This is a genomic window from Rhizobium mesosinicum, assembly GCF_019511345.1.
GTDB classification, from domain to species: Bacteria; Pseudomonadota; Alphaproteobacteria; order Rhizobiales; family Rhizobiaceae; genus Rhizobium; species Rhizobium mesosinicum.
In genome coordinates, this window is record NZ_JAEUAK010000004.1 from 616842 (window position 1) to 642014 (window position 25173).

26 protein-coding genes are annotated in these 25173 nt (G+C 59.9%); 21 read left to right on the top strand and 5 right to left on the bottom strand.

Annotated features, from left to right (window positions below; translation table 11 throughout):
• Positions 1 to 58: 58 nt before the first annotated feature.
• From eno to JNB85_RS14080, 13 genes are all read left to right on the top strand, one after another.
• The gene (gene eno / locus JNB85_RS14020) at positions 59 to 1333 is read left to right on the top strand and encodes a phosphopyruvate hydratase (RefSeq protein WP_220334878.1); all 1275 of its coding nucleotides are present in this window, start codon (positions 59 to 61) and stop codon (positions 1331 to 1333) included.
• Positions 1334 to 1477: 144 nt separating this feature from the next.
• Positions 1478 to 1798, top strand: a complete 321-nt coding sequence (locus JNB85_RS14025) for an FtsB family cell division protein (RefSeq protein WP_220334879.1) — start codon at positions 1478 to 1480, stop codon at positions 1796 to 1798.
• 146 nt (positions 1799 to 1944) lie between these two features.
• The gene (pdhA, locus tag JNB85_RS14030) at positions 1945 to 2991 is read left to right on the top strand and encodes a pyruvate dehydrogenase (acetyl-transferring) E1 component subunit alpha (RefSeq protein ID WP_220334880.1); all 1047 of its coding nucleotides are present in this window, start codon (positions 1945 to 1947) and stop codon (positions 2989 to 2991) included.
• A gap of 15 nt (positions 2992 to 3006) precedes the next feature.
• Positions 3007 to 4404, top strand: coding sequence for a pyruvate dehydrogenase complex E1 component subunit beta (locus tag JNB85_RS14035; RefSeq protein ID WP_220334881.1), 1398 nt, complete (start codon positions 3007 to 3009; stop codon positions 4402 to 4404).
• A 15-nt stretch (positions 4405 to 4419) separates the two neighbouring features.
• The gene (locus JNB85_RS14040; protein ID WP_220334882.1) at positions 4420 to 5772 is read left to right on the top strand and encodes a pyruvate dehydrogenase complex dihydrolipoamide acetyltransferase; all 1353 of its coding nucleotides are present in this window, start codon (positions 4420 to 4422) and stop codon (positions 5770 to 5772) included.
• A 21-nt stretch (positions 5773 to 5793) separates the two neighbouring features.
• A complete protein-coding gene (locus tag JNB85_RS14045) occupies positions 5794 to 6435 on the top strand; it encodes an SGNH/GDSL hydrolase family protein (RefSeq protein WP_220334883.1) in 642 nt (213 codons plus the stop codon).
• 2 nt (positions 6436 to 6437) lie between these two features.
• Positions 6438 to 7016 (top strand): GNAT family N-acetyltransferase, encoded by a 579-nt coding sequence (locus tag JNB85_RS14050; RefSeq protein WP_220334974.1) that lies wholly within the window; start codon positions 6438 to 6440, stop codon positions 7014 to 7016.
• Between the two features lie 16 nt (positions 7017 to 7032).
• Positions 7033 to 8478 (top strand): dihydrolipoyl dehydrogenase, encoded by a 1446-nt coding sequence (lpdA, locus tag JNB85_RS14055; RefSeq protein WP_220334884.1) that lies wholly within the window; start codon positions 7033 to 7035, stop codon positions 8476 to 8478.
• A gap of 100 nt (positions 8479 to 8578) precedes the next feature.
• Positions 8579 to 8833: a GlsB/YeaQ/YmgE family stress response membrane protein gene (locus JNB85_RS14060; protein ID WP_220334885.1), complete on the top strand. Its 255-nt coding sequence runs from the start codon at positions 8579 to 8581 to the stop codon at positions 8831 to 8833.
• 13 nt (positions 8834 to 8846) lie between these two features.
• On the top strand, positions 8847 to 9095 hold the full coding sequence (locus tag JNB85_RS14065; protein ID WP_220334886.1) for a GlsB/YeaQ/YmgE family stress response membrane protein: 249 nt from the start codon (positions 8847 to 8849) through the stop codon (positions 9093 to 9095).
• 104 nt (positions 9096 to 9199) lie between these two features.
• The gene (gene lipA / locus JNB85_RS14070; RefSeq protein ID WP_220334887.1) at positions 9200 to 10171 is read left to right on the top strand and encodes a lipoyl synthase; all 972 of its coding nucleotides are present in this window, start codon (positions 9200 to 9202) and stop codon (positions 10169 to 10171) included.
• A 153-nt stretch (positions 10172 to 10324) separates the two neighbouring features.
• The gene (locus JNB85_RS14075; RefSeq protein ID WP_220334888.1) at positions 10325 to 10918 is read left to right on the top strand and encodes a P-loop NTPase family protein; all 594 of its coding nucleotides are present in this window, start codon (positions 10325 to 10327) and stop codon (positions 10916 to 10918) included.
• A 9-nt stretch (positions 10919 to 10927) separates the two neighbouring features.
• Positions 10928 to 11374, top strand: a complete 447-nt coding sequence (locus JNB85_RS14080) for a type II toxin-antitoxin system RatA family toxin (protein ID WP_220334889.1) — start codon at positions 10928 to 10930, stop codon at positions 11372 to 11374.
• A 3-nt stretch (positions 11375 to 11377) separates the two neighbouring features.
• On the opposite strand, the gene JNB85_RS14085 is transcribed toward JNB85_RS14080, so the two are convergent.
• The 3 genes from JNB85_RS14085 to JNB85_RS14095 all read right to left on the bottom strand — a co-directional run bounded on the left by JNB85_RS14085 (position 11378) and on the right by JNB85_RS14095 (position 13474).
• A complete protein-coding gene (locus JNB85_RS14085; RefSeq protein WP_220334890.1) occupies positions 11378 to 11683 on the bottom strand; it encodes a hypothetical protein in 306 nt (101 codons plus the stop codon).
• A gap of 79 nt (positions 11684 to 11762) precedes the next feature.
• Positions 11763 to 12257, bottom strand: coding sequence for a CinA family protein (locus tag JNB85_RS14090; RefSeq protein WP_220334891.1), 495 nt, complete (start codon positions 12255 to 12257; stop codon positions 11763 to 11765).
• On the bottom strand, positions 12254 to 13474 hold the full coding sequence (locus tag JNB85_RS14095; protein WP_220334892.1) for a bifunctional 2-C-methyl-D-erythritol 4-phosphate cytidylyltransferase/2-C-methyl-D-erythritol 2,4-cyclodiphosphate synthase: 1221 nt from the start codon (positions 13472 to 13474) through the stop codon (positions 12254 to 12256). Before JNB85_RS14095 ends, JNB85_RS14090 begins: the two co-directional genes overlap by 4 nt.
• Positions 13475 to 13615: 141 nt before the next feature.
• Here JNB85_RS14095 and dusB point away from each other — a divergent pair, with 141 nt between their 5' ends.
• The 8 genes from dusB (at position 13616) to hflX (ending at position 23715) form a co-directional block, all read left to right on the top strand.
• Positions 13616 to 14635, top strand: a complete 1020-nt coding sequence (gene dusB, locus JNB85_RS14100) for a tRNA dihydrouridine synthase DusB (protein ID WP_220334893.1) — start codon at positions 13616 to 13618, stop codon at positions 14633 to 14635.
• The gene (locus tag JNB85_RS14105; RefSeq protein WP_183821860.1) at positions 14632 to 15786 is read left to right on the top strand and encodes a two-component system sensor histidine kinase NtrB; all 1155 of its coding nucleotides are present in this window, start codon (positions 14632 to 14634) and stop codon (positions 15784 to 15786) included. Before dusB ends, JNB85_RS14105 begins: the two co-directional genes overlap by 4 nt.
• Positions 15783 to 17234: a nitrogen regulation protein NR(I) gene (gene ntrC, locus JNB85_RS14110; protein WP_220334894.1), complete on the top strand. Its 1452-nt coding sequence runs from the start codon at positions 15783 to 15785 to the stop codon at positions 17232 to 17234. Before JNB85_RS14105 ends, ntrC begins: the two co-directional genes overlap by 4 nt.
• Positions 17235 to 17413: 179 nt before the next feature.
• Entirely contained in the window at positions 17414 to 19681 is a 2268-nt protein-coding gene (locus tag JNB85_RS14115) for a sensor histidine kinase NtrY-like (RefSeq protein ID WP_220334895.1), read from the top strand.
• On the top strand, positions 19671 to 21035 hold the full coding sequence (ntrX, locus tag JNB85_RS14120; RefSeq protein WP_183747387.1) for a nitrogen assimilation response regulator NtrX: 1365 nt from the start codon (positions 19671 to 19673) through the stop codon (positions 21033 to 21035). The genes JNB85_RS14115 and ntrX overlap by 11 nt, the downstream gene beginning before the upstream one ends.
• A gap of 59 nt (positions 21036 to 21094) precedes the next feature.
• On the top strand, positions 21095 to 21958 hold the full coding sequence (locus tag JNB85_RS14125) for a D-amino-acid transaminase (RefSeq protein WP_220334896.1): 864 nt from the start codon (positions 21095 to 21097) through the stop codon (positions 21956 to 21958).
• Between the two features lie 110 nt (positions 21959 to 22068).
• Complete coding sequence (hfq, locus tag JNB85_RS14130) at positions 22069 to 22311, top strand: RNA chaperone Hfq (protein ID WP_003539403.1); 243 nt, start codon at positions 22069 to 22071, stop codon at positions 22309 to 22311.
• A gap of 78 nt (positions 22312 to 22389) precedes the next feature.
• Positions 22390 to 23715, top strand: coding sequence for a GTPase HflX (gene hflX, locus JNB85_RS14135; RefSeq protein WP_220334897.1), 1326 nt, complete (start codon positions 22390 to 22392; stop codon positions 23713 to 23715).
• Positions 23716 to 23731: 16 nt separating this feature from the next.
• On the opposite strand, the gene mazG is transcribed toward hflX, so the two are convergent.
• Positions 23732 to 24577, bottom strand: coding sequence for a nucleoside triphosphate pyrophosphohydrolase (gene mazG, locus JNB85_RS14140; RefSeq protein WP_220334898.1), 846 nt, complete (start codon positions 24575 to 24577; stop codon positions 23732 to 23734).
• Between the two features lie 6 nt (positions 24578 to 24583).
• On the bottom strand, positions 24584 to 25171 hold the full coding sequence (locus tag JNB85_RS14145) for a nucleoside deaminase (RefSeq protein WP_220334899.1): 588 nt from the start codon (positions 25169 to 25171) through the stop codon (positions 24584 to 24586).
• Positions 25172 to 25173 lie beyond the last annotated feature (2 nt).

Sequence of the window (25173 nt, forward strand, 5' to 3'; positions counted from 1 at the left end):
CATCTTCGATTAAGACGGTTTCAAACGATTTATCCACCCCACCGAGCAGGAAAAAATCATGACTGCAATTACCGATATCATCGCCCGCGAGATTCTCGATAGCCGTGGCAACCCCACCGTCGAAGTCGATGTCTATCTCGAAGACGGCAGCATGGGGCGTGCGGCTGTTCCCTCGGGTGCTTCGACTGGCGCGCATGAAGCCGTCGAACTGCGCGATGGCGGCAAGCGCTATCTTGGCAAGGGTGTCGAAAAGGCTGTCGAGGCCGCCAACACCGAGATCTTCGACGCGATCGGCGGCATTGACGCCGAAAATCAGATCCAGATCGACAAGATCATGATCGAGCTCGATGGCACGCCGAACAAGTCGCGCCTCGGCGCCAACGCCATCCTCGGCGTTTCGCTCGCCGTTGCCAAGGCCGCTGCGCAGGCTGCAGGCCTGCCGCTCTACCGCTACGTCGGCGGCGCTTCCGCAAGTCTGCTGCCGGTTCCGATGATGAACATCATCAACGGCGGCGCCCACGCCGATAACCCGATCGATTTCCAGGAATTCATGATCCTGCCGGTTGGCGCAGATTCGATCCGTGACGCCGTCCGCATGGGCTCGGAAGTGTTCCATACGCTGCGTAAGGAACTCGCTGCCCAGGGACACAACACCAACGTCGGAGACGAAGGCGGTTTTGCACCGGGCCTGAAGAGCGCTCCGGAAGCCCTCGACTTCATCATGAAGTCGGTCGAGAAGGCCGGCTACAAGCCGGGTGAGGACATCTATCTCGGCCTCGATTGCGCCTCGACGGAGTTCTTCAAGGACGGCAAGTATGTGATGGAAGGCGAGGGCCGTACGCTCGAACCGGGCGCAATGGCCGAATACCTCGCCGAACTCGTCGGCAAGTACCCGATCATTTCCGTCGAGGACGGCATGGCGGAAGACGATTGGGAAGGTTGGAAGACGCTGACCGATCTTGTCGGCAAGAAGTGCCAGCTCGTGGGCGATGACCTGTTCGTCACCAACTCGGCTCGCCTGCGCGACGGTATCCGCATGGGCGTCGCCAATTCGATCCTCGTCAAGGTCAATCAGATCGGCTCGCTGACAGAAACCCTCGACGCCGTCAACACCGCGCACAAGGCGGCCTACACTGCCGTCATGTCGCACCGTTCGGGCGAAACGGAAGACTCCACGATCGCCGACCTCGCGGTTGCCACCAACTGCGGCCAGATCAAGACCGGCTCGCTGTCGCGCTCGGATCGCCTTGCGAAGTACAATCAGCTGATCCGTATCGAAGAAGGCCTCGGCCCGCAGGCTCAGTATGCGGGCCGTTCCATCATCCGCGGCTAATACGCGCTATAAATCAGCCATTTGGGACCCGCGCTCCGGCGCGGGTTTTTTGTTGAGTCTGGCCGGGAAAGGCTTTGAGTCAACGAACGGTTAATCTCTGCGCGTTAGATTGAAATGATTGGTAATGCGTTAGAGCATGCGTGTATGTGGACAAAGCATCATAAGAAGAGAAAGACTGGCCGCTTCGTCATTCCGGCCATGGCGGTCGCTTTCCTCTCCTATTTCGGCTATCATTGTATTCATGGTGACTATGGTCTGCGTGCGACGGAAGCGTTCGAGCGCCAGCGTATCGCGCGCGAGAAGGAATTGGCTGTGTTGACAGCCAAGCGCGAACATCTGGAGGCGCAGGTTGCGCTGCTCAGCGACGGCTCGCTGGATAAGGATATGCTTGACGAAAAGGCGCGGTATCAGCTCAATATGTCGCGTGCGGACGAGATTGTGATTTACAATCATTACCGCAATTAACCTAATTTGAGTTAATCGAGAATTTTTGTTATTTATCAATAGGTTATAGACGAATACGAGCCATGCAAATATGGCATTGCTGTGGTCATTTTTCTTCCCTATGGTACGCGCCACCTGAGAACCGATAAACCCATAGGGAGGGTTGAATGGCGTTGCGCAAAACCGCGACCGTTTCCAGCCGCAAAACCAGTGCGAAATCTGCAGCCAAGGCATCGAATGGCGGTCCCATCGCCGATTTCGATCGCGAGGAAGAGCTGAAGGCTTATCGCGAGATGCTGCTCATCCGCCGTTTCGAGGAAAAGGCAGGCCAGTTGTACGGCATGGGTTTCATCGGTGGTTTCTGTCACCTTTATATCGGCCAGGAAGCTGTCGTCGTCGGCATGCAGATGGCGCAGAAGGAAGGCGATCAGGTCATCACCGCCTATCGCGACCACGGTCATATGCTGGCCACTGGCATGGAAGCCCGCGGCGTCATGGCCGAACTGACCGGCCGCCGCAGCGGTTATTCGCGCGGCAAGGGCGGCTCCATGCACATGTTCTCCAAGGAGAAGCATTTCTACGGCGGCCACGGCATCGTCGGTGCGCAGGTATCGCTCGGCACCGGGCTCGCCTTCGCCAACAAGTATCGCGGCAACGACTCGGTTGCTGTCGCCTATTTCGGTGACGGTGCGGCCAACCAGGGCCAGGTCTACGAAAGCTTCAACATGGCGGCACTCTGGAAACTGCCGATCATCTACATCGTCGAAAACAACCGCTACGCCATGGGCACCTCGACGGCCCGCGCCACGGCGCAGTCGAATTATTCGCTGCGCGGTTCCGGTTTCGGCATTCCCGGTGTCCAGGTCGACGGCATGGATGTGCGCGCCGTCAAGGCGGCTGCCGACGAGGCGCTCGAACATTGCCGCTCCGGTAAGGGGCCAATCATTCTGGAAATGCTGACTTATCGTTATCGTGGTCACTCGATGTCAGACCCGGCAAAGTACCGCACCAAGGAAGAAGTGCAGAAGATGCGCTCCGAGCAGGACCCGATCGAGCAGGTGCGCCTGCGCGTGATGGAAAAGGGCTGGGCGACCGAAGAGGATCTGAAGGCGATCGACAAGGAAGTCCGCGACATCGTCGCCGACAGCGCCGATTTCGCCCAAGCCGATCCGGAGCCGGATGCATCCGAGCTCTATACCGACATTCTGCTCTAATCGGGGAGGGAACCCATGCCTATCGATATCCTCATGCCCGCCCTCTCTCCGACAATGGAAGAAGGCACGCTGTCCAAATGGCTCAAGAAAGAAGGCGACAAGGTCACATCAGGTGACGTGATTGCCGAAATCGAAACCGATAAGGCGACGATGGAAGTCGAAGCCGTCGATGAGGGCGTTATCGGCAAGCTGCTGGTTCCGGCCGGTACCGAAAACGTCAAGGTCAACGCCAAGATTGCCGTCCTGCTGCAGGATGGCGAATCTGCCGACGCGATTTCCGCCGCTCCCGCTGCCGCCCAGCCGGCTCCGGTCGCTGCTCCGCAGGTCGCCCAGGAAGAGAAGCCGACGAATACAGGTTCGGCTGCCGCTCCCGTTCCGGCCGAACCCAAGGCTTTCGTGCCGAATGATCCGGAAATTCCCGCCGGTACCGAAATGGTGTCTATGACGGTGCGCGAAGCGCTTCGCGATGCCATGGCTGAAGAAATGCGCGCTGACGACAACGTCTTCGTTATGGGCGAGGAAGTTGCCGAATACCAGGGGGCCTACAAGGTGACCCAGGGTCTTCTCCAGGAATTCGGCGCTCGCCGCGTGATCGATACGCCGATCACCGAGCACGGCTTTGCTGGCGTCGGCGTCGGTGCGGCCATGGCGGGCCTGAAGCCGATCGTCGAGTTCATGACCTTCAACTTCGCCATGCAAGCGATCGACCAGATCATCAACTCCGCTGCCAAGACGCTCTATATGTCCGGCGGCCAGATGGGCGCTCCGATCGTCTTCCGCGGTCCGAACGGCGCTGCGGCGCGCGTCGGCGCTCAGCACAGCCAGGATTACGCTGCCTGGTACAGCGCGATCCCCGGCCTCAAGGTCGTCATGCCGTATACAGCATCCGACGCCAAGGGTCTGCTCAAGGCTGCCATCCGCGATCCGAATCCGGTCGTCTTCCTTGAAAACGAAATTCTCTACGGCCAGCATTTCGATGTGCCGAAGCTTGATAATTTCGTTCTGCCGATTGGCAAGGCTCGCATTCACCGTCCGGGCAAGGATGCCACAGTCGTCTCCTTCGGTATCGGCATGACCTATGCGACGAAGGCAGTCGCCGAGCTCGAAAAGATCGGCATCGATGTCGAACTGATCGATCTGCGCACGCTTCGTCCGATGGATCTTCCAACCGTGATCGAATCGGTCAAGAAGACCGGCCGCCTGGTTACCGTCGAAGAAGGTTATCCGCAGAATTCCGTCGGCACCGAAATCGCCACGCGCGTCATGCAACAGGCCTTCGATTACCTCGATGCGCCGATCCTGACGATTGCCGGCAAGGACGTTCCGATGCCTTACGCTGCCAATCTCGAGAAGCTCGCGCTTCCGAATGTCGGCGAAGTGGTCGATGCGGTGAAAGCCGTTTGCTACAAATAAGGGGAGGGCTTTTCGATGCCGATCAATATCACGATGCCCGCCCTCTCCCCGACCATGGAAGAAGGCAATCTGGCCAAATGGCTGGTCAAGGAAGGCGATAAGGTCAAGTCCGGCGATGTGATCGCCGAGATTGAAACCGACAAGGCGACGATGGAAGTCGAAGCTGTCGACGAAGGCACTGTTGCCAAGATCGTCGTTCCGGCCGGCACCGAAGGCGTGAAGGTCAATGCCCTGATCGCCGTTCTGGCTGGCGAAGGCGAAGATGTTGCCGCTGCCGCAAGCGGCGCGGGCTCCGCTGCTCCGGCTCCGAAGGCTGCGGCTGCTCCGGCAGAAGCGCCGAAGGCTGACGCCGCACCCGCTCCGGCACCATCAGCTCCGGCCGCTGCTCCGGCGCCGGCTGCCGTTTCGTCCGCTGGCGGTGCCCGTACCTTTTCGTCGCCGCTTGCTCGTCGTCTCGCCAAGGAAGCCGGGATCGATCTTTCCGCCGTTGCCGGCACCGGTCCACATGGCCGTGTCGTCAAGGGCGATATCGAAGCCGCCGTTGCCGGTGGTGGCGCCAAGGCCGCTCCGGCCGCTGTGGCTGCCCCGCAGGCTGCTGCACCGGCTCCGGCTGCAGCGGCTCCGAAGGGCGCTTCGGACGAAGCCGTGCTCAAGCTCTTCGAGCAGGGCTCCTACGAGCTCGTGCCGCATGACGGCATGCGCAAGACGATTGCCCGTCGCCTGGTCGAATCCAAGCAGACCGTCCCGCATTTCTACGTTTCGGTCGATTGCGAGCTCGACGCCCTGATGGCCCTGCGTGCCCAGTTGAACGATGCTGCTCCCCGCAAGGACGGCGCTCCGGCCTACAAGCTCTCGGTCAACGACATGGTCATCAAGGCCATGGCTCTGGCGCTGCGCGATGTTCCGGATGCTAACGTCTCCTGGACCGAAAACGCTATGGTCAAGCACAAGCATGCCGATGTCGGCGTGGCTGTCTCGATCCCCGGCGGCTTGATCACTCCGATCGTCCGCAAGGCCGAAGAGAAGACGCTCTCGACCATCTCAAACGAGATGCGTGATCTCGGAAAGCGTGCGAAGGACCGCAAGCTGAAGCCCGAGGAATATCAGGGCGGCACGACGTCGGTCTCCAACATGGGCATGATGGGCGTGAAGAATTTCGCAGCCGTCATCAATCCGCCGCATGCGACGATCCTCGCAGTCGGCGCGGGTGAGCAGCGCGTCATCGTCAAGAACGGCGAAATGGCGATTGCGACGGTTATGACCGTGACGCTTTCGACCGATCATCGTTGCGTTGACGGTGCTCTCGGTGCCGAGCTGCTGCAGGCCTTCAAGGGCTACATCGAAAATCCGATGGGCATGCTGGTCTAAGCAGGACGCGGGAGGGCGGACATGACGAAGACTGTTCTTTGCTATGGTGACTCGCTGACCTGGGGTTATGACGCCGACACGATCGGCCGTCATGCCTACGAGAACCGCTGGCCGAGCGTGCTTCAGGCAACGCTCGGAAGCGAGGCTCGTATCATCGCGGAAGGCCTGAACGGCCGCACCACCGCCTTTGACGACCATCTTGCCGATTGCGATCGCAATGGCGCACGCATTCTGCCGACCATCCTGCAGACGCATGCGCCGCTCGATCTCGTCATTCTGCTGCTTGGCACCAACGACATGAAGCCGGTTGTCGCAGGCTCGGCTTTTGCCGCATGTCAGGGTATCGGCCGTCTGGTGCGGCTGATCCGCAATCATGCCTGGCCCTTCGAATTCGATGGACCGGACATCCTGATCGTGGCGCCGCCGGCGATCTGCGAGACGGGCAATGTGCCCTTCGCAGCATCTTTCCCCGGCGGAATCGAGGAATCGGCAAAGCTTCCGACGCTTTACCGTGACCTTGCCGATGAACTCGGCTGTGGCTTCTTCGACGGCAATTCCGTCGCAAGGACCACGCCGCTCGACGGCATTCACCTCGATGCGGAGAATACGCGTGCGCTCGGGCGTGGTCTTGAGCCGATCGTGCGGATGATGCTGGGCCTTTGACGGTGGCCGCCTTCCTTGCCCTCCGGCAAGCCTCCCGCAGGGATGCTTCGGAACTGGCGATCCTGGCGGATATCGCGTCACACGGCTTTGCTTCATGGCTGTGGTTTGCCGATGTCGCAAGCGGCATGAGCGACACGCCGCTGGAGCGAGGCCGGCTGAAGATGAGCGACGAGGCGCTCGGCGGCTGGAAGAATGCCGTCATCGGCGAGGCCTATGACGAGATCGCTGGAATGGCGATCGGCTATGAAGTGGATGAAGGCATACGCGATCTCGAAGCGCGGCATCCGGCCATAGAGCCGATGCTGGCGATGCAGAGATCGGTGATTGGACACTGGTTCATTGGCAGTCTCGCGGTCTATCGCCATATGCGCGATATCGGTATCGGCAAGAGGCTGCTCGAAGACCAGATGGAAAAGGCAGATGGATTGCCGGTCAGCCTGATCACGTCGGATAGTAACGAAGCGGCGCTGTCGCTTTACGGAAGAAACGGATTTTCGGAAGCGGCGCGCATGGATGCTGTGCCGCTCTTCGACAACAGCAAGAAGCACGCATGGGTTTTGATGACCCGCGCGGGAGCGTAACAAAGGCAGGAAAGCAATGGCTCAATCCTACGACGTCATCGTCATCGGTTCCGGTCCGGGCGGCTATATCGCCGCCATCCGCGCCGCACAGCTCGGCCTCAAGGTCGCCTGCGTCGAGCGCGAACATTTGGCTGGTATCTGCTCAAACTGGGGCTGCATCCCGACCAAGGCGCTGCTGCGCTCCGCAGACGTTCTTCATACCGCCCAGCATGGCAAGGACTACGGCCTCGTGCTGGAAGGCACGATCAAGCCCGACATCAAGGCGATCGTCACCCGTTCGCGCGGCATCGCACATCGCATGAACAACGGCGTCGGCTTCCTGTTCAAGAAGAACAAGGTCGATGTCATCTGGGGCGAAGCCAAGATCACCAAACCCGGGGAGATCGTCGTTTCAAAGACGACGAAGAAGCCGATGGAGCCGATGGGTCCGGTGCCGAAGAATGCGCTGGGCGAGGGCACCTACACCGCCAAGCACATCATCGTTGCGACCGGCGCCCGTCCGCGCGCCCTGCCGGGCATCGAGCCGGACGGCAAGCTGATTTGGACCTATTTCGAAGCGATGAAGGCTGACGAACTACCGAAGTCCCTGCTCGTCATGGGCTCGGGCGCCATCGGCATCGAATTCGCAAGCTTCTATCGCACCATGGGCGTCGACGTCACCGTCGTCGAAATCATGAGCCAGGTCATGCCGATCGAGGATGCGGAAATCTCCGCGCTCGCCAAGAAGCAGTTCGAACGCCAGGGCATGAAGATCCACCTGGAGGCTAAGGTCGCCAAGGTGGAGAAAGGCGCAAACTCGATCACCGCCACCATCGAGAAGAAGGATGGCACGACCGAGACCATAACCGCTGACCGCATGATCTCGGCCGTCGGCGTGCAGGCCAATATCGAAGGCATCGGCCTTGAGGCCGTTGGCGTGAAGACCGATCGTGGTTTCATCGTCATCGATGGCTACGGCAAGACCAACGTGCCCGGCATCTACGCGATCGGTGACGTTGCCGGCCCGCCACTGCTGGCCCATAAGGCTGAGCATGAAGGCGTCGTCTGCGTCGAAAAGATTGCGGGCCTGCCCAACGTTCATCCGACGGACAGGCAGAAGATCCCCGGCTGCACCTATTGCAATCCGCAGGTCGCCTCCGTCGGCCTGACCGAGGCCAAGGCCAAGGAACTAGGCCGTGATATCCGCGTCGGCCGCTTCCCCTTTAGTGCCAACGGCAAGGCTGTCGCGCTCGGTGAAGATCAGGGTCTGGTCAAGACGATCTTCGACAAGAAGACCGGTGAGCTGCTTGGCGCTCACATGGTCGGTGCCGAAGTCACCGAACTCATTCAAGGCTTCGTCGTCGCCATGAACCTGGAGACGACCGAAGAAGAACTGATGCACACGATCTTCCCGCATCCGACCATTTCGGAAACGATGAAGGAAAGCGTGCTCGACGCTTACGGTCGCGTTCTGAACGCTTGATAATTTCCTTGGCCGCTCTTTATCCCGTGGTGGCAAAAAGCCATCCACAGGATGGAAAATCCATCCCCCGTCAGGGTGGAAAAAACGAAAGGAAATCATCATGTCTATGGGCACGCAGTCGCTTCTCATCTTTCTGCTGATCGGCCTTGTCGCAGGCTTTCTCGCAAGCCTGATCGTCGGAGGTGGTGGGTTGATACGGTGCCTGCTCAGCGGCATCATCGGTGCGTTCGTGGGCGGGTTTCTGTTCAATGCGCTGGGTATATCGCTGGGCATTGAAAATGCATTGGTGGTTCAGATCATCCACGCAACAGTCGGCGCCATTGTCGTGGTCCTGATTGCAAGGGCGATAGCGTAGGGTAAGGGATAGGATGGAAGGCGTCGGCTGGATTTCGGCAATCATCATCGGCGGACTTGCAGGCTGGCTTGCAGGCAAGCTGATGGAAGCGCGTTACGGCGTCTTGCTGAACATTGTGCTCGGCATTGTCGGCTCGGTCGTGGCCACCGCCATCCTGGCGCAGTTCCACATCGAGGTCGCCGGTGGAAGGTTCGGCTATTTCGTGACCGGCTTCGTCGGCGCCTGCCTGCTGATATTCTTCGCGCGGCTGGTTCGAAGATAAGTGTGAAGACACAGCGCATCTCTTTAGATCGAAAGATTTGAATAAACGAACGATGCGCAATATGACAATCCGAGCCGCATGGGGCGGCGGAAAGTTGAACTGACATGGTCACCATTCTCGACACGATCAATCCAGACGCAAAGCGCGTGCGGCATCCGGAAAAGGCGCATCGCCCGGATACGGAAGTCCTGCGCAAGCCGGACTGGATCCGTGTGAAGGCGCCGACCTCGAAAGGATACGCCGAAACCCGTTCGATCGTGAAGGAGCACAAGCTCGTCACCGTCTGCGAAGAGGCGGGCTGCCCGAATATCGGCGAGTGCTGGGACAAGAAACACGCCACCTTCATGATCATGGGCGAAATCTGTACGCGTGCCTGTGCCTTCTGCAATGTCGCGACCGGCAAGCCGAACGCGCTCGACATGGCCGAGCCGGAAAATGTCGCCAAGGCCGTCAAGCAGATGGGCCTTAGCCACGTCGTCATCACCTCCGTCGACCGTGACGATCTGGAGGATGGCGGCGCCGAACATTTCGAGAAGGTCATCTGGGCGATCCGCGCCGCTTCGCCGACGACAACGATCGAAATCCTGACGCCCGATTTCCTCAAGAAGCCCGGCGCTTTGGAGCGTGTCGTCGCCGCCAAGCCCGATGTCTTCAACCACAATATGGAGACCGTCGCCGGCAACTACCTGACAGTTCGCCCCGGCGCGCGCTATTTCCATTCCATCCGCCTGCTGCAGCGTGTGAAGGAGCTCGATCCCACCATGTTCACCAAGTCCGGCATTATGGTGGGCCTCGGTGAGGAGCGGAACGAGGTTCTCCAGCTCATGGATGACCTGCGCACCGCCGATGTCGATTTCCTGACGATCGGCCAATATCTGCAGCCGACCCGCAAGCACCACAAGGTCGAAAGCTTCGTCACGCCAGAGGAGTTCAAGTCGTACGAGACGGTTGCCTACACCAAAGGCTTCCTCATGGTGGCTTCCAGCCCGCTGACCCGCTCCTCGCACCATGCCGGCGATGACTTCGCCCGCCTGAAAGCTGCGCGCGAGAAGAAGCTGCTGATGGCTGCAGAGTAAGAGCTTACCCTTGTTTTTGATGGGACCGCGGCGATTTCGCCGCGGTTTTTCTTTGTGCTGTCATCAGCAGGTCATGCGAAGCAGCTAGCCAGCACGCCGCTCTTCGCCGTTAAGTCTGTTCGCGAAGGCGATCCTTTTGAAAGCGAGCCAGCCATGCATCAAGTGACGATGTCGCCTGAACCCATTCGTGCGGTCTCTGTTGCCGAGGCAGCCGATATCATTGCACGTGTGGAGCGCATCATGGTCATCGGCTGCTCGGGCGGCGGCAAGTCGACGCTTGCACAGAAGCTGGCGAGCCATTTCAGCCTGACCTACCTCTCCATCGATCGCGATATTCTCTGGCTGCCGGGCTGGGTGGAGCGCAGCAAGGAGGAACAGCGCCGGCGGATTGTCGAAAGGATTGCCGGCGAACGCTGGATCATGGATGGTACCAATCCCTCCACTTTCGACATCCGCCTGCCGCGTACCGAGATCGTCATCTGGGTACGGATGCCGCGCCTGCTTTGCGTCTGGGGTGTCATGACCCGCTGGCTGAAGCACATCGGCCGCACGCGTCCTGAAATGGCGCCGGGATGTAACGACAAGGTCGACTGGCAGTTTCTGAAATTCATCTGGACCTTCGAGGAGAAGTTCTCGCCGCGCGTGACCGCAGGGATCGCTGCTCATGGGCCGCACGTACCGGTTTTGCAGGTGAAATCCCGCCGCCAGATGCGCGCGCTTCTTGATCTTCTCGGTGTGCCGGCTTAACTGCGCTTCATGCCGCAATTCGAAACGCACCGCTCTGTCCCGCACACGCCCGATCAGATGTTCGACCTGGTGTCTGATGTCGAACGTTATCCGCAGTTTCTGCCGCTCTGCGAAGCCCTCGTTGTGAAGAACCGCAAGGAGCGTGCCGGCAAAGAACTGCTGATCGCCGACATGACTGTCGGTTACAAGGCGATCCGCGAAACCTTCACGACCCAGGTCTTGTTGAACAGGGGCGAGCGCATCATCGACGTCAAATATATCGACGGTCCGTTCCGCTATCTCGACAACCGCTGGCGGTTCGTCGAGGCAGAAGGCGGCGGCTGCACGGTCGATTTCTTCATCGACTATGAGTTCAAGAGCCGCATTCTCGGCGCCCTCATGGGATCGATGTTCGACCGGGCTTTCCGCATGTTCACGGAAGCCTTCGAAAAACGGGCAGCAGCGATCTACGGCTGACAGTCAGCGATCGATAAAATGATCGAAAGGACGATTCGCCGGATAGGCGTAGGCGCCGCGATCGGTGAATCCGTAGCGATAGAGGCAGCCCCTGAGCGCCGCGTTGTAGATCAAGCCGTGCGTGTCAGGTGATCCGCGCTTGCCCATGGCTTCCGGCTCACAGCGACCGAGCGCATGGTCATATTTGTGCAGCAGAACCGGATCGGAATCCACCCGTACGCCGCCATAGACCTGATAGTTGGACGGTGCTTCGGCCGCCGAAACGCAGGCGAGGCTCAAGACGACACCGATGCATGCGAAATATCTCATTTGACTGGTTCCTCAAAACCGGCTCTTGCCTGGACGCGGCAGAAACTGAAATTTCCGCCTTTTGTTCCGTCACTCAAGATCACACAATTTCGATAAGCATTTGAAGTGCCGTGCGGATCGTTGCCAGCCGGACATCCGTGCGGCCAATGTCTCCGTAGAGCATCTTACGATGGACAAGCTTACCCGAACGCGATTTCGCCGCAAGATGCACCAGCCCGACCGGCTTTTCCGGCGATCCGCCGCCGGGACCCGCAATACCCGTCACAGCGACCGCCAGATGGGCGCGCGAGCGGAAGAGGGCGCCATGCACCATCTGCCGGACCGTCTCCTCCGAAACCGCACCGAAACGGATGAGCGTTTCTTCCTGCACGCCGAGCATCTGTATCTTGGCGGTGTTGGTATAGGTCACGAAGCCACGGTCAACGACTGCGGACGATCCTGAAATCTCCGTGAGCACGCCGGCAATCAGTCCGCCGGTGCAGGACTCTGCCGTCGACACCATCAGACCCGCAGCCGTGAAATTGTGGATGATGTTTTCCGCCATCGAAGTGATATCAGCGGGAAACAGGCTCATCGCTTCTTGCCTCCATAGACGACGGTTGCCGTTGCGATCGCAGCGATCCCCTCGCGGCGGCCCACGAAACCGATCTTCTCGTTGGTGGTGGCTTTCACCGAGCAGCGCTCCACGTCGATGCCGAGGAATTCCGAAAGATTGGCGCGCATGGCTTCGCGATGCGGCCCGACCCTTGGCGCCTCCGCAATTAACGAGATGTCCGCATTGGTGATGGTACCGCCATGATGGCGCACGATCTTTGCGGCATGTTCGATAAAGATGCGAGAAGGGGCACCCTTCCATTGCGGATCGGATGGCGGGAAATGATCCCCGATATCTCCGGCGCCGCAGGTGGCAAGCAGCGCATCCGTCAGCGCATGCAGCGCCACATCGGCATCCGAATGGCCCTTGAGCTTTTGATCATGCGGAATGAAGACACCGCAGAGTGTGACGCCGTCGCCGGGCTCAAGCTGATGCACGTCATAACCGTTGCCGGTGCGCACATCCGGGATACGAGCGTTTGAGAGCTTGTCGTCGGCCATGGCTATATCGCTTCTGACTGTCAGCTTGACGTTGGCCGGTGCACCCTCGACGATAGTTACAGGAATACTGAGCCACTCGGCAATCGAGGCATCGTCTGTGAAATCCGTCCTGCCACTCGCCGCCGCTTTTTCATGCGCTTCAAGAATGGCGGCAAAATCGAAGGATTGCGGTGTCTGCGCCGCATAGAGCTGGTCGCGCGAAATGGTCTTGAGCACAGTGCCGTCGCTGCCGGCTCGCTTCAGTGTATCGGCGACCGGCACGGCAGGCAGCACTGCCGTCGCGCCGCCCGAAAGCCTATCCGCGATCCGGTCGAGAAGCTGGTGATCGAAAAAGGGCCGCACCGCGTCATGGATCAGCACATGGCTGACGCCCTTATCCCTGAGGTGCCGAAGACCGGCCAGCACCGATTGCTGTCGGGTCGCGCCGCCATGAACCGTGTCGATCGGTGTGGCGGAGATGATATGCCGGGACGCTCTTGCGAAGAGCGCTTCGTCATCGGGGTGGATGACGACGACGATGTGCGTTGCCGCTTCCCATGTCATGAAATTTTCAAGCGTATGGACGATAACCGGCTTGCCGCCGATCATCCGGTACTGCTTTGGGCCTTCCTCGTGCGATCCGGCGCGTTCACCGCGGCCCGCCGCAACGACGACAATTCCAGCCGATATCGGTTGCTTAGTATGCATTTGCAGCATAAATCCCAGAAATATGCGGAATAGATGTCAGTTGCTCTATCGTCTTGCTCGGACCTTTTCCAGCATTTGCCCAAAAAATATCAATTCGGGCTCGACCCTCTTGGCAAGCCGCAGAACTATGGCTAAAAATAATGCAGCTACATGGTGTGCCTGAAAGATAGTCATTTGATTTCCAAGGATCTCGCAACGCCTTTTCGAATCGGACCTGTGTCCGTGCGGAACCGCGTTGTGCTTGCGCCGATGTCGGGTGTGACGGACATGCCGTTCCGAGAGCTTGCCTGGCGTTATGGCGCAGGCCTCGTCGTGACGGAAATGGTGGCAAGCCGGGAACTGGTGAACGATACCGCCGAATCCTGGTCGCGCCTGCGGGCCGCCGGTTTCCGTCCTCACATGGTGCAGCTCGCCGGTCGCGAGGCATATTGGATGGCCGAAGCCGCCAAGATCGCGGCCGATCATGGCGCCGATATCATCGACATCAATATGGGCTGCCCGGCCAAAAAGGTCATCGGCGGCTATTCCGGTTCGGCACTAATGCGCGACCCGGACCATGCGCTCGAGCTTGTCGAGGCTACCGTCAAGGCTGTCGATATCCCCGTGACGCTGAAGATGCGTCTCGGTTGGGACGAAAATTCCATCAACGCGCCACATATCGCCAAGCGCGCCGAAGAGGCGGGTGTCAAACTCATCACCATCCATGGCCGCACCCGCATGCAGTTTTATACCGGCAGGGCGGATTGGGATGCCATTCGCCTCGTACGCGATGTCATTTCCGTGCCGCTGATCGCCAATGGCGATGTTGAAACGGCCGAGGATGCGCAGGAGATCTTGCGCCGCTCAGGCGCCGATGCTGTCATGATCGGCCGCGGCAGCCAGGGCAGGCCGTGGCATGCAGGTGTCCTGGCCGGAGCCCGGGAACCCGAGCGCGAGGAGATCGCTGCCATTGCCGTCGAGCACTATCGCATGATGCTGGAATTCTATGGCGAGGCCGTTGCCGTCAGGCACGCCCGCAAACATCTCGGCTGGTATCTGGAGCGTTTCGCGCCGGATCTTCCGGGCGAGCAAAAGGCTGCGATCATGACATCGCGCGATCCTGTTGATGTGATTGCTCGCTTCAGTGATGCGATAGCGGCAGGTGCGGTAGAGCGGCGGGAGGCTGCATGAGCACGGACGGCACAGCTTCTTCCGAGAACGCAGTCAACACGATGGCAATGGCGGTGCTGAACGCCATCCAGAATCCCGTCGTCATGGTGGATGAGGGCGGTTTCATCGCCTTTGCGAACTGGGAAGCCGAAGCCTTCTTCGGCGCCAGCGCTGCACATCTCTCCCGCTACCGCATCTCGACCTTCATCCCCTTCGGCAGCCCGCTTCTCGCGCTGATCGATCAGGTGCGCGAACGCAAGGCACCCGTCAACGAGTACCGCGTCGATCTTAGCTCACCGCGCCTCGGCCAGGACAAGCTCGTCGATCTCTATGTCGCGCCTGTCATCGCCGAGCCGGGCTCGGTCGTCGTCGTCTTCCAGGAACGGTCGATGGCAGACAAGATCGACCGGCAGCTGACGCATCGCGCAGCCGCCCGCTCGGTCACAGGCCTCGCTTCCATGCTCGCGCATGAGATCAAGAACCCGCTTTCCGGTATCCGCGGCGCCGCCCAGCTTCTCGAACAGTCCGTCATCGATGACGACCGCGCCCTGACGCGGCTGATCTGCGACGAGACGGATCGCATCGTCTCGCTGGTCGATCGGATGGAAGTCTTTTCCGACGAGCGCCCAGTCGACCGTGTGCCGGTCAATATCCATTCCGTGCTCGATCACGTGAAGGCCGTTGCCAAGGCAGGCTTCGCCCGCAATATCCGCGTCACTGAAAATTACGACCCGTCTCTGCCGGCCGTCTACGCCAATCGTGACCAGCTCGTGCAGGTTTTCCTCAATCTGGTGAAGAACGCTGCCGAAGCCGTTGGCGACCGGCCCGATGGTGAGATCATCCTGACGACGGCCTATCGTCCCGGCATCCGTCTTTCGGTCGCCGGCACGCGTGAGAAAATCTCGCTGCCGTTGGAATTCTGCGTCATCGACAACGGTCCCGGCGTGCCGACGGACCTGCTGCCGCATCTTTTCGACCCCTTCATCACCACCAAGACCAATGGCAGCGGTCTCGGCCTCGCCCTCGTTGCCAAGATCATCGGCGATCACGGCGGCATCATCGAATGTGACAGCCAGAACAACCGCACGATTTTTCGCGTCCTCATGCCGGCCTCCAAGGATGCCTCGCTTGATGACGCCGGTATTGCAAGCTCGACAGGACCCAATAGATGACAGCCACGATCCTCGTTGCAGATGACGATGCGGCCATCCGCACGGTGCTCAATCAGGCCTTGAGCCGCGCCGGTTATGATGTGCGCATCACTTCCAATGCCGCGACGCTATGGCGCTGGGTTTCGGCCGGCGAGGGCGATCTCGTGGTGACCGACGTCGTCATGCCGGATGAGAACGCCTTCGACCTTCTGCCCCGCATCAAGAAGGCGCGGCCGGACCTGCCCGTTCTCGTCATGAGCGCGCAGAACACCTTCATGACGGCGATCAAGGCGTCGGAAAAGGGCGCCTATGATTACCTGCCCAAGCCCTTCGACCTCACGGAGCTGATCGGTATCATCAGTCGGGCGCTCGCCGAACCGAAGAGAAAACCGGCCAAGCTTGATGACGACACGCAGGACGGCATGCCGCTCGTCGGCCGCTCGGCGGCGATGCAGGAAATCTACCGCGTTCTCGCTCGTCTCATGCTGACGGACCTGACGCTGATGATCACCGGCGAGTCCGGCACCGGCAAGGAACTCGTGGCGCGGGCGCTGCACGATTACGGCAAGCGCCGCAACGGCCCCTTCGTCGCCATCAACATGGCGGCCATCCCGCGCGATCTGATCGAGTCCGAGCTCTTCGGCCACGAAAAGGGCGCCTTCACCGGCGCCCAGACCCGCTCCACCGGCCGTTTCGAACAGGCCGAAGGCGGCACACTTTTTCTCGATGAAATCGGCGACATGCCGATGGATGCTCAGACTCGTCTTCTGCGCGTGCTGCAGCAGGGCGAATATACGACTGTCGGCGGCCGCACGCCGATCCGCACCGACGTGCGGATTGTGGCGGCGACCAACAAGGATCTGAAGCAGGCGATCAATCAGGGCCTCTTCCGGGAAGACCTCTACTACCGCCTCAATGTCGTGCCGCTGCGCCTGCCGCCGCTGCGGGACCGTGCGGAGGATATTCCCGATCTCGTCCGTCATTTCGTCCAGCAAGCCGAAAAGGAAGGCCTCGGCTCCAAGCGTTTCGATCAGGAAGCGCTGGAACTGATGAAGGCCTATGCCTGGCCGGGCAACGTTCGCGAGCTGGAAAACCTCATCCGCCGCCTGATGGCGCTTTATCCACAGGATGTGATCACCCGCGAAATCATCGATGCCGAGCTTCGTTCCGATGTTCCCGACAGCCCGATCGAAAAGGGGCCGATCCGTAGCGGTACGATGACGATTGCCCAAGCGGTCGAAGAGAACATGCGCAGCTATTTCGCCACTTTCGGCGAAAACCTGCCGCCGCCCGGCCTCTATGACCGCGTACTGACGGAAATGGAATATCCGTTAATACTTGCGGCATTGACAGCCACCCGTGGCAACCAGATCAAGGCTGCCGATTTGCTGGGTCTGAACCGCAATACCCTGCGTAAAAAAATCCGGGAACTCGGCGTTTCCGTCTACAGAAGCTCGCGTACGGCTTGACCTTCGATCTTGACATTGTGGCGAAGTGCGTTGCATTTTCGCCACAATGCGTTGCTTAAAGGTCACGCATAGGGTTAGACATTCACCACGATCAAGCCGTTTGAACGCCGGTTTTCGCAAACCGGCGTTGGTCGGGTTTCTCGTGGGCGCGACGGCACTGCTGTTCGAAGAGAGGCTGAATGGACGAAGAACGGGTATCGCCGGGAACGGCGAACGAGTCGGTGACAACGGTGACCGATCGTCGTGCCCTGTTTGCCGTACCCGGTCTGGTGCTTGCTGGCGGCGCGTTGGTGTGCGCAACCGTCACACTCTTCGTGCTGCTCGGTGTAACGCCGATTGCCCCGACCTCGCACGTCGTTATCGGCTCGGTCGTCATAAATTCCTTTTTCGTCCTTGGCCTGATCGCGCTGATCGGTCGCGAATTTGCGCGGCTTTTCAAGGCCCGCACGCGCGGACGCGCGGCTGCCCGCCTGCATATCCGTATCGTCGTTCTGTTCTCCATCGTCGCGATCACGCCGGCGATCCTGGTCGCTATCTTTGCCAGTATCACGCTGAATGCCGGCCTTGACCGCTGGTTTGCCCTCAGAACCCAAGCGATCGTCAGCTCCTCCCGCAACATCGGCCAGGCCTATATGCTGGAGAACGCCAGCTATCTGCAGGGCCAGACGGTGTCCATGGCAAACGACCTTGAGCGCAATCGCGCGCTTTACAGCCTGGACAAGACCGGCTTCGGGGAATTGATGACCCGCCAGGCAAGGGGCCGCGGTCTTCTCGGCGCCTTCCTTGTCGAGCGTGACGGCTCAGTCGTCGTCCAGGCCGACATCGCTACCGAAAAGCCATTGCCAGCCATCCCCCAGGATGCGCTGGAAAAGGCTGCTGCCGGCCAGCCGACGCTGATCCCGCCCGGTGTGACCAACCTTGTCGGCGCCATTATCAGGCTCGAGTCTATCCCCGGAACCTTCCTCTATACGGTGCGCGCCGTCGATCCCAAGGTCATGAATGCTATGCGCATGATGGAGGAGAACGCCACCGAATACCGTTCGATGGAAGCCGGCCGCGTCTCGCTGCAGATCGCCTTTGCGGTTCTCTATATCGGCTTTGCTCTGATCGTGCTGCTGGCAGCGATCTGGACTGCGATTGCCGTGGCCGATCGTATCGTGCGGCCGATCCGCCTGCTGATTACCGCTGCCGATAGCGTCGCATCCGGCAACATGGATATCGTCGTACCAGTTCATGCGGTCGATGGCGACGTTGCCAGCCTGTCGCGCACCTTCAACAAGATGATCTCGGAAATCCGCACACAGCGTGACGAGATACTGGAGGCGAAGGACGAGGTGGATGATCGCCGCCGCTTCATCGAGGCCGTGCTCTCGGGTGTGACGGCTGCCGTCATCGGCGTCGAACAGGACCGGCGCATTACCATCGTCAACAGTTCTGCCGAAACGCTAATGGCGTTGCGGGCCGATGAATTGCTCGGTAAGCAATTGTCGGAAGTCGCGCCCGAAGTGGATCAGGTGCTGACGGAGGCCGCCGCACGTTACCGTGGCGATTTCCGCAAGCAGATCGCGCTGGTGCGCGGCGGTACGGTGCGCACGCTCAGCGTCCAGGTGACCCGCGAAGAAGTGCGAGATCTCAGCGAATCCTACGTCATTACGCTCGATGACATTACGGATCTCGTGATTGCCCAGCGCTCTACCGCCTGGGGTGATGTTGCGCGCCGCATCGCCCACGAGATCAAAAATCCGCTGACGCCGATCCAGCTCTCGGCCGAACGTATCCGCCGCCGCTACGGCAAGCAGATTGATGAAAACGACCGCGCCGTCTTCGACCAGTGTACAGACACGATCATCCGCCAGGTTGGCGATATCGGCCGCATGGTCGACGAATTCTCGGCCTTTGCCCGCATGCCGAAGCCGACGAAGGAACCGAGCGACCTGCGTGCCATCCTTCACGATGCGATCTTCCTGCGCGAGATGGGCAACAATCATATCTCCTTCCTGCAGGAGCTTGGCGAGGAACGGCTGGAAGGCGCCTTCGACGGCCGCATGCTGGGTCAAGCCTTCGGCAATCTCATCAAGAATGCCGTGGAAGCAATCGAAGCCGTGCCGAGCGAGGAACGTGAAACGCGCAAGATCCTCGTCCGCGCCTCTCTGGACGAAGCGCGCGACCGCTTCACCGTCGATATTATCGATAACGGCCGCGGCCTGCCTGTCGAGAACCGCCACAGCATTCTGGAACCCTATATGACGATGCGTGAGAAGGGGACCGGCCTTGGCCTCGCCATCGTCAAGAAGATCATCGAGGAACACGGCGGGCAGCTCGAACTGCATGATGCACCCGCAGATTTTGACCAGGGAAGAGGAGCCATGATCCGCGTGCATCTGCCACGCCGCGACGTGGCCACAGCCTCGGCAGCCAGTGACAAGGAAAGCGTTTATGGCCTCTGATATTCTCGTCGTCGACGATGAACATGACATTCGCGAGATCGTTGCCGGTATCCTGTCCGATGAGGGTCACGAGACGCGTATGGCGCATGACAGCGACAGCGCGCTGGCGGCAATTTCCGACCGTGTGCCGCGCCTTGTCTTTCTCGATATCTGGATGCAGGGCAGCAAGCTCGACGGCCTCACGCTGCTGGACGAGATCAGGACGCGCCATCCCGAGCTCCCGGTCGTTATGATTTCCGGCCACGGCAACATCGAGACAGCCGTTTCCGCCATCAAGCGCGGCGCCTTCGATTTCATCGAAAAGCCGTTCAAGGCAGATCGCCTGATCCTGATCGCCGAACGGGCGCTGGAAAATTCCAAGCTGAAGCGTGAAAACATCGAGCTGAAGCGCCGCGCCGGCGATGCGCTGGAGCTGATCGGCACTTCGGTCGCCGTTTCGCAGCTGCGCCAGACGATCGAAAAGGTCGCGCCCACCAACAGCCGCATCATGATCTTCGGCGCATCCGGCTCCGGCAAGGAACTTGTGGCGCGCATGATCCACAAGAAGTCGACGCGCGCCAACGGCCCCTTTGTCGCGCTGAATGCCGCCAACATCACGCCCGACCGAATGGAAGTGGCGCTGTTCGGCACCGAGGGTGCACCGGGGCAGGCGCGCAAGATCGGCGCGCTCGAAGAAGCCCATCGCGGCATCCTCTATCTCGATGAAGTCGGCGAAATGCCGCGCGAGACGCAGAACAAGATTCTGCGCGTGCTGGTCGACCAGCAGTTCGAACGCGTCGGCGGCTCCAAACGCGTCAAGGTCGATGTGCGCATCATTTCCTCGACCGCCTACAATCTGGAAAGCCGCATCGCGGAGGGCTGGTTCCGCGAGGATCTCTATCATCGCCTGGCTGTCGTGCCGGTTCGTGTGCCGCAGCTTTCCGAGCGTCGGGAGGATATTCCGTTCCTGGTCGATCAGCTCATGCGCCAGATTTCCGAACAGGCGGGCATCCGGCCGCGTCGCATCGGCGATGACGCCATGGCAGTGCTGCAGGCCCATGACTGGCCGGGCAATATCCGCCAGCTGCGCAACAATATCGAGCGGCTGATGATCCTTGCCCGCACAGATGGCCCGGATGCGCCGATCACGGCCGACATGCTGCCGACCGATCTCGGCGATATGCTGCCGAAGGTCTCGGCCAAGAACGATTATCACATCATGACGCTGCCGCTGCGCGAAGCCCGCGAAATGTTCGAGAAGGACTACCTGATCGCCCAGATCAACCGCTTCGGTGGCAACATCTCCCGCACGGCCGAGTTCGTGGGCATGGAGCGCTCCGCACTGCACCGCAAACTGAAGTCGCTCGGCGTCTGATTTTTATCCGGCGCGGCTCAAGTCGCGCCGTTCCTTTCTTTGCCCCAAGCAGGTTTTCAATGCCAAGAATTGCCTATGTGAACGGACGCTACGTGCCGCATTCCAACGCCATGGTGCATGTAGAGGATCGAGGCTATCAGTTCGCCGACGGCGTCTATGAAGTCTGCGAAATCCGTCACGGCCTGATCGTCGACCTGACCCGGCATCTGAACCGTCTGGACCGTTCGCTCAGTGAACTGCGCATCGCCTGGCCGATGAGCCGTGCGGCACTGACGCAGGTGATTCGCGAGACGCTGCGTCGCAATCATGTCCGCAACGGCCTGTTCTATCTGCAGGTGACGCGCGGTGTCGCCCGCCGCGACCACGTCTTCCCGGCTGAAGGTACGCCGCCCTCGATCGTCGTGACGGCCAAGAGCACCGATCCGTCTGTCATCGCCAAGAAGAATGCCACTGGCATCAAAGCGATCACCGTTCCGGACAATCGCTGGGACCGAGTCGATATCAAATCGGTGGGGCTATTGTCGAACGCGCTTGCGCGCCAGCAGGCCAAGGAAGCCGGTGCTCAGGAAGCGATCTACATCGATGCCGATGGCATGGTGAAGGAAGGGGCTGCGACCAATGTCTGGATCGTCGATTCCGACGGTAAACTGTTAACGCGACCCGCCGAAAACGGCATCCTGCGTGGTATTACCCGCACGACTCTGATCGATGTTGCAGCCAAACTGGGGCTTGAAATCGTCGAACGAAAGTTCTCCGTTTCGGAGATGATGGCAGCTCGCGAGGTCTTCATTACCGCAGCCACAAGCATTTGTTTTCCAGTGGTTTCCATTGATGGACAGGCGATCGCGAATGGCCATCCCGGAAGCCTCTCGCAGAATATTCGGGAAGCCTTTTTCGACGTTGCGGAAAAGATTGCGATTTGATACCAAGATTTGCTGGACAGGTGGAATGAGGGTGCCACCTGCCTTGCTGGTGAGGTTGATTGATATTCTACCGGCTTGATCAGGCCGGCAATAAAGAAAGAAGCGGCGCGATGGCGGAACGTTCTCAGAATCTGCAGGACTTATTTCTCAATACTGTACGCAAGCAAAAGATTTCCCTGACAATCTTTCTGATTAACGGCGTAAAGCTGACGGGTGTTGTCACGTCTTTCGACAATTTCTGTGTTTTGCTTCGCCGTGACGGCCATTCGCAGCTCGTGTATAAACATGCGATCTCGACCATCATGCCTGGTCAGCCGATGCAGATGTTCGAGAGCGAAGAAGCAGCGTCCTAACCAAGGCCAGCCGTCATTTCGACACGCGATACAAAGAACGATTCCATCATCCCTGAGGCAGACAAGCACAGGGATGACATGCGCGCGACCGTCGTCGTGCCAGTGCTGAAGTCACGCTCGCGCGGCGGACAGACCGAGTCGGCTTCGACCCGCACGCCCGAAAGTCGTCTCGACGAAGCGACCGGCTTGGCTCAGGCGATCGACCTTGATGTCGTCAACGCTTCCATCGTCTCTGTCAACGATCCGCGCCCGGCAACGCTGCTCGGCACGGGCAAGATCGAAGAGATCAAGAACCAGCTCGATGAGCGTGATTCAGGGCTGGTCATTGTCGATCACCCGCTAACGCCGGTGCAGCAGCGTAATCTCGAAAAGGAATGGAACGCGAAGGTCATCGACCGGACCGGCTTGATCCTGGAAATCTTCGGCCGCCGCGCCTCCACAAAGGAAGGCACGCTGCAGGTCGATCTCGCGCATCTGAACTATCAGAAGGGCCGTCTGGTCCGAAGCTGGACCCACCTTGAACGCCAGCGAGGCGGTGGCGGGTTCATGGGTGGTCCGGGTGAAACCCAGATCGAAGCCGACCGGCGCCTGTTGCAGGACCGTATCATCAAGCTTGAACGCGAGCTTGAGCAGGTGGTGCGCACCCGCCAGCTTCACCGCGCCAAGCGCCGGAAGGTGCCGCATCCGATCGTGGCGCTCGTTGGTTATACGAACGCCGGCAAATCGACGCTGTTCAATCGCATCACCGGCGCAGGGGTTCTCGCGGAGGACATGCTCTTCGCGACGCTCGATCCGACATTGCGCCGCATGAAGCTGCCGCATGGGCGCACCGTCATTCTCTCCGACACCGTCGGCTTCATCTCCGACCTGCCTACCCATCTGGTCGCCGCCTTCCGCGCGACGCTGGAAGAAGTACTGGAAGCTGATCTCATCCTGCATGTGCGCGACATGTCCGATCTGGACAACCAGGCCCAGAGCGCCGACGTGCTGCGCATCCTGAACGACCTCGGCATCGACGAGGCCGAAGGCCAGCGCCGTATCCTCGAAGTCTGGAACAAGATCGATCGGCTGGAACCTGAAAGCCATGATGCTATCGTGCAGAAGGCTTCGGGTACGCAGAATGTCATTGCCGTTTCCGCAATTAGCGGCGAGGGCGTGGACAGGCTGATGGACGAGATCAGCCGCCGCCTGTCCGGCGTCATGACGGAAACGACGATTACGCTGCCCGTCGACAAGCTGGCGCTGCTGCCATGGCTCTACGACCATGCCGTCGTCGACAGCCGTGAGGACAATGAGGATGGATCGGTGACACTCGACCTGCGTCTGTCGGAAACCGAGGCTGCCGAACTAGAGCGGCGGATCGGCAATGGTCCGAAACCAGCCAAGGAAGATTGGGAGCGATAAGCCCGTTTGATGGAGCTTACTCCGCCCCGGTCACGACTGCTCGTTCGATCGCCTTGGCTGCCTGCCAGATCTCCTCCATCCGCTCCAGGCTGGCTGCCTCCAGCGTCTCGCCTTCTGCATCAAGAACCGTCTCGATATAATTGAATCGACGCCGGAATTTCATATTCGTTCCACGCAGCGCCTGTTCCGGATCGGCCTTCACGTGGCGGCCGATGTTGACCATGGCGAAGATCAGATCGCCGAGTTCGTCGCTGACCTTTGATTTGTCGCCCTCACGCAGCGCAACCCGCAGTTCGTCGACCTCTTCCTCGATCTTGTCGAGGATCGGCTCGGGTGCTGACCAATCGAATCCGACCTTGGCGGCCCGTTCCTGGAGCTTCAACGCTTCCGTCAGCGCCGGAAAGCTGCGTTGCACCGAGCCGAGGAAGCCCGCCTTGAAATCGTCGGTAATGCCGCGCCGCACCCGGCGCTCCGCACGCTCGCGTTTTTCAGCCTGCTTGATCTCGTCCCACTGCTTCTTCACCGCATCGGGCGTGTCCGCCTCCGAACGCGCAAAGACATGCGGATGCCGGCGGATCATCTTGCGGGTAACGGCTTCCACGACATCGCCGAAAGAGAATTCGCCGGCTTCTTCGGCCATGCGCGCATGAAAGACCACCTGCAGCAGCAGATCGCCGAGTTCGTCGCAGAGGTCGTCCATATCCCTGCGCTCGATCGCATCGGCAACCTCGTAGGCTTCCTCGATCGTATAGGGCTTGATGCTCTCGAAATCCTGCTCGATGTCCCACGGGCAGCCGGTCTTGGGATCGCGAAGTGCCGCCATGATCTCGATCAGGCGTGAAATGTCTTTCGAAGGTTCCATGGTCTCTCAGTTCAGCGGAATACCGTTGGCGCTCTTGGTGGCCTGATAGGTGTTGGAGAGGGCGGCATAGCGCGATTTGATCCGCGCCGTTTGCGCCTTGAGTTCGGCTTTGAGCTGTTCATCCTCTGTTTCCACGAGATCGGCGATCGCAAAGCTCTTCCAGAAGGCGTTCTGCCGCCGGTAGCCGCCGGGTTCGCGCCCGAATACCTCCTTCAGGATTTTCAGGTCGTGCGGAATGGCAAACCTGTCGCGGGAATCTTCATGGCTGAAGAAATAGTAGAAATTGTCGAAGCCGGCCCAGGTGATCGCCGACATGCACATGGTACAGGGCTCATGGGTGGACAGAAAGATCAGGTCTTTCGGCGCCGGCTTGTCGTTGAGCTCGTAGAAGCGTTTCAGCGTATGCACTTCGCCGTGCCAAAGCGGGTTTTCAAGCTCATTATTGGTTTCGGCAACGACGAGCGCGAGGTCTGATTTACGCAGGATCGCCGCACCGAACACCTTGTTGCCGGAGGCGACGCCGAGTTCCGTTATCGGCAGGATATTGTCTTCCATGACCTGCAGAAGGCGGTTAGCGATAGTCTTTTCCGGCATGA